This window comes from Levilactobacillus tongjiangensis (assembly GCF_003946345.1).
Classification (GTDB): domain Bacteria; phylum Bacillota; class Bacilli; order Lactobacillales; family Lactobacillaceae; genus Levilactobacillus; species Levilactobacillus tongjiangensis.
This window is the reverse complement of record NZ_RHNY01000037.1, coordinates 1-4377: the sequence shown is the minus strand read 5'-3', so window position 1 is coordinate 4377 and position 4377 is coordinate 1. Positions and strand designations below refer to the sequence as shown.

Annotated in this window: 4 protein-coding genes; all 4 read left to right on the top strand. The window is 46.2% G+C overall.

Features of this window, described 5'->3' with window-relative positions:
• Positions 1-283: 283 nt before the first annotated feature.
• The 4 genes from nrdJ (at position 284) to EKM75_RS12570 (ending at position 4286) form a co-directional block, all read left to right on the top strand.
• Positions 284-2533, top strand: a complete 2250-nt coding sequence (gene nrdJ / locus EKM75_RS12585) for a ribonucleoside-triphosphate reductase, adenosylcobalamin-dependent (RefSeq protein WP_125694943.1) — start codon at positions 284-286, stop codon at positions 2531-2533.
• A 166-nt stretch (positions 2534-2699) separates the two neighbouring features.
• Positions 2700-2975 carry a hypothetical protein gene (locus EKM75_RS12580; protein WP_008210697.1) on the top strand — a complete coding sequence of 92 codons (276 nt, stop codon included), beginning with the start codon at positions 2700-2702 and terminating at the stop codon, positions 2973-2975.
• Positions 2976-3075: 100 nt separating this feature from the next.
• A complete protein-coding gene (locus EKM75_RS12575; protein WP_071665521.1) occupies positions 3076-3612 on the top strand; it encodes a cob(I)yrinic acid a,c-diamide adenosyltransferase in 537 nt (178 codons plus the stop codon).
• Positions 3613-3626: 14 nt separating this feature from the next.
• Positions 3627-4286: a FadR/GntR family transcriptional regulator gene (locus EKM75_RS12570; protein WP_071665520.1), complete on the top strand. Its 660-nt coding sequence runs from the start codon at positions 3627-3629 to the stop codon at positions 4284-4286.
• The last annotated feature ends 91 nt before the right edge of the window (positions 4287-4377 follow it).

Sequence of the window (4377 nt, the reverse complement as noted above, 5' to 3'; positions counted from 1 at the left end):
TTGGCGAACACCGATTGAGATCTTTTTGCGTGATCTGCGTTACTAAATTTGTTCAAGTTATTTCTTGCAATCTGCCATTTTTAAACCCAAAATATTTTTTATCCACGCCAAGCCTTGTCGCCTCGCGGTTCATCGGTTTATCTGACGATTTCTCTTAGGCACAATATATTGCTTATCAGTCCGCATCGAGATACTATATATAGTGTCGAATCGATCAAAAGCGACTGAAACAAAGTCAATATGAGTACAAGAAATACTTATGAAAAGTACGGGAGGAATCGTTATGCAAGCAATGAAACTTTCATCAGTTTCACTATCTGATGAATTTATAAATCGAGTAAAAAGCGAAATCACACCGCACTGGGGCGAATTAGGCTGGGTTACATATAAGAGAACTTACGCCCGTTGGATCCCAGAGAAGCAGCGGACAGAGAACTGGGACGAAACCGTTAAGCGGGTTGTCGAGGGCAATATCAACCTCGACCCACGACTTCACCAAAACAATGTGGATCCCCAAGTAGTCAGTGAATTAACCGACGAAGCCAAGAAGCTTTACAAATTAATCTACGGCCTTGCTGCCACCCCATCAGGTCGAAACCTGTGGATCTCAGGAACCCCTTATGAGGCTCGCAACGGAGATGCCCTGAACAACTGTTGGTTTATCGGCATTCGCCCACAACCATACGGTGACAGCCACATTATGTCCGAATATTTGAAGAAGGATCAGCCAGCCGTTTCAATGCCATACTCCTTCATGTTTGACCAATTAATGAAGGGCGGCGGTGTCGGTTTTTCTGTCGTTAAAGAAAACGTTCATAAGATTCCGTTGGTCAACAACGAAGTCAACTTAACCATCGTGATTGACAAGAATAGTAAATCCTATGATGCTTCCCTCAAAATGGGGGCCGTTGACAAGGACGCCTACTTTGAGAAGCATTCAATTACCGATGCAGCTTACTATCGCCTGCCCGATACCCGCGAAGGCTGGGTTCTTTCAAATGCGCATCTGATTGACCTGCACTTTGCTTCAACTAATCCAAAGGGTCAAAAGAACCTGGTTCTTGATATGAGTGACATCCGTGAAAAGGGTGCTAAGATCAAGGGCTTTGGTGGAACTGCCTCTGGTCCAATGCCGCTCATTGAAATGCTATTTGACATTAACAAGATTTTGAACGCCCGCGTTCGTCGTCACTTGTCATCCGTTGACATGACCGATATTGGCAACATGATTGGTAAGACCGTTGTTGCCGGAAACGTTCGCCGTTCTGCCGAATTAGCATTGGGCTCCGCCGATGATGAGGATTTCATCACCATGAAGCAGGACCAAGAAAAGCTCATGCATCACCGTTGGGCTTCTAACAACAGTGTTGCCGTTGACTCAAAATTCAGCAATTACGGCCCAATCGCCGATTCCATTCAACATAATGGCGAACCCGGCATCGTGAACTTGGAATTATCCAAGAACTACGGCCGGAAAATCGACGGCTTGCAAAAGGACATCGATCCAAACGTTGAGGGGACTAACCCATGTGGTGAAATTTCACTTTCAAACGGTGAACCATGTAACCTCTTTGAAGTCTTCCCTTACGTTGCCAGCCAGCAAAATTGGGACCTCGATGAAGCCTTTGCTTTGGGGACTCGTTTCTCCAAACGGGTTACTTTCAGCCCATACGACTGGGAAGTTTCTCGTAAAGCAATCAAGAAGAATCGCCGGATTGGTATCTCAATGTCCGGGATTCAAGACTGGATTTTAAGCGAATTAGGTAACCGGGTCGTTGTTGGTTACGAAGACGCCAAGGATCCTGAAACCGGCGAAGCAATCAAGAAGCCGATTTACGACAAACGTGCGGTTAAAATGGTTGATGGTTTATACAAGGCCGTTGTGAAAGCTGATAAGGACTACTCAGATGAACTAGGCTGCAACACCTCCCTCAAACACACAACCGTTAAGCCATCAGGGACCGTTGCTAAATTAGCCGGCGTTTCGGAAGGCATGCACTTCCACTACGCCCCTTACCTGATTCAACGAATCCGGTTCCAAGATTCTGATCCGTTGCTGCCAGCATTGAAAGCTTGCGGCTACCACGTTGAAAAGGACGTTTACTCCAAGAACACCATGGTTGCTGAATTCCCAATCCGCGCTGCTCACGCTGACAGCAAAGCCTTTGCTTCAGCTGGGAACGTTTCGATTGCTGAACAATTTGCCACCCAGGCATTCCTGCAGACTTACTGGTCCGATAACGCGGTTAGCTGTACCGTTACATTCCAACCAGATGAAGGCGACCAGATTGCCCCACTGATGAAGCAGTACCGCTTCACCACTAAGTCAACGTCGTTATTGCCTTACGTTGGTAACGAATTCAAGCAAGCTCCTAAGGAACCAATCGAGCCAAAAGTTTACGAAGAAAAGGTCATGCAGATCCACGGTGACGTTCAACGGACATTTGAACAGTTGAGCGGTAACCATGATCAAAAGGGTGCCGAAATTATCGGTCAAACCGACTGTGAAGGCGGCGCCTGCCCAATTAAGTAATAATGATCTTTTAAATTTGAATCATCCAATCACCCATTTTACGGCGGTGATCCAAGAACGGAAATCTGACCAAAGGTTTCCGTTTTTGTTTGGCGAAAACCCGTCCTGGGCGCTTGACGGTCGCGATTAGCAGCGTTAAATTACCATTATGTGAGGAGGTAATCATTTGAACCCATTCAAGAAGACGGAAAAACAGCGTGAGGAGTTTCTTCGCAATATTCGCTTTATCGACAAATCCGTGTTTGGCACGTACACGCCCGACCCGCAAAATTCCCCTCGAGAAGAACAACGCCGGATTAAATCAATCAACCGCGAATACCATCACGAAATTCGGCGGGAAAAGGGCGAAATGCGGATTCTCCATTTTAAATTATTTATGATGGGCCACGAGCGCCTTTCTGCATTTGTGCAGGCAATCATTACCGGTCGGCAGCCTCATTAGGTGCCACAAATTTTTCATTTTCCAAAATTAATTATCGCAAAATGCGCAAAATTAGCTTATGATAAATCTACTGACCCTTACATCCAAAGGAGCGACACACATGGTAAAAATCTACACTAAAGTCGGTGATCACGGTAAAACCAAGCAGGTCACCGGTCGAATGGTCCCAAAGTATGACTTACAGATTGAAGCGCTTGGGGCCATCGATGAACTGGACTCTTGGTTGGGTTATGTGATCTCAATCTTGTCACCCAAAGCTCAAGAATTAGCGCCTAAACTTAATCTCATCCAGCACAACCTTTACGAACTGCAAGCGGACATCACCGTCAAGCGCCACCATGAAATTACTGACGAGAAGACCAAGCAGTTAGAGACCGAAATCGATGCCATCATGGCCAAATTACCTGTAATCAAAGCGTTTATCCTCCCTGGTGGTAACCCGTCAGGGGCCGCGTTGCAGTATGCCCGGGCATTAGCTCGGAAGGCCGAACGATTAGTCGTTGAACTCAACGATAAGGCCCAGCCATTGAATGAAGAAATTCTCGAATATCTGAACCGGCTTTCAGACTATCTATTTGCATTAGCTCGTTATGCCAACTTGTTGGAAGGTTATGACGAGGAAAAAAGTAAGCTTTAATGAGGTGTTAGGAAGTGCCAACCATCCAGAACAATCAATCAAAGTCCCAGAGTTTAGCGGATAAGGTTTCCCAGGAAATCGAAGCCGCCATCTTAAACCACGAATTAGCAGTTGGTGATCGGCTCCCCACCGAACCGAACTTAATGGCGCAATACAATGTCGGCCGTTCAACAATCCGCGAAGCTATCAAAGTACTCGCCAACCTCGGCTTAATCGAGGTTATTCAGGGAAAGGGCACCACCGTAATCCACGACACCCTGCCCGACCCAACCATTTCAAAAGCGTTACGGGAAGCGCCGGCAATTGAAGCCTACGAAGCCCGCAAGGCCTTGGAAATCAGCATCGTCAACCTTGCCTGCCTGAACCGGAACGCAACCGATTTGAAGGCCCTGGGCTATTATCTCGAAATTCGGGCGGCAGCTGCCAAACGTCATTCAATCGAAGCCTATCGTCAGGCGGACGAAAAATTTCACGAAGCAATTATTGAAGCCGCCCATAACAGCGTGATTGCGACAATTTACGAACACTTTTGGCAGTCATTCAACGATCGCTTCGGTAAGCAGTTTATCGAGCTTAAATTTCACAGTGATCAGCCCATCATTCATCAAAACATTTTAAAAGCCATTGAACAGCAGGATGTTCACCTTGCAATCCAGTGGAGGCAAATTCTATAATTAATCCGAACAGAAATTAAAAAGCCCAAAGCAATCACTTACAATGGTAGTAGCTAATTCCAACCAATATAGGGAGTGATTACTTTGGGTA